The organism is Pseudomonas sp. SDO524_S393 (assembly GCF_054071875.1).
Window position 1 is genome coordinate 1 of sequence record NZ_JBSVVZ010000166.1, and the last position, 333, is coordinate 333.

The 333-nt window shown below is 61.3% G+C and carries 1 protein-coding gene; it reads left to right on the forward strand.

Features of this window, described 5'->3' with window-relative positions; all coding sequences use genetic code 11:
* Positions 1 to 333, forward strand: a 333-nt coding sequence (locus ACW9IB_RS29505; protein WP_457416855.1) for a hypothetical protein, incomplete at both ends; no start/stop codon positions are given.

Below are 333 nucleotides of genomic sequence, written 5' to 3' on the forward strand. Positions count from 1 at the left end.
CCGTCGATTACACCTACGACCGCCAAGGCAACCTTCTAGGCGTCGAAGACGGCCACTGGACGCTGGCCTACGAGTACGACCGCCAAAACCGCCTTACCGCAGAACATCAGGGCTGGGGCACGCTGCGATATGGCTATGACGCCTGTGGGCAGTTGCACACGCTGCGCCTGCCGGATAACAACCGGGTGGTGTTCAACCACGGTAAAGGCGGTCAGCTCGCCACCGTCGAACTGAACGGAACAGTTCTCACCTCCCATCTCTTCAACTCCGGCCAGGAGCACCAACGCCAGCAGGGCCAGCTCGTCAGCCACTACCACTACGACGACCAACAGC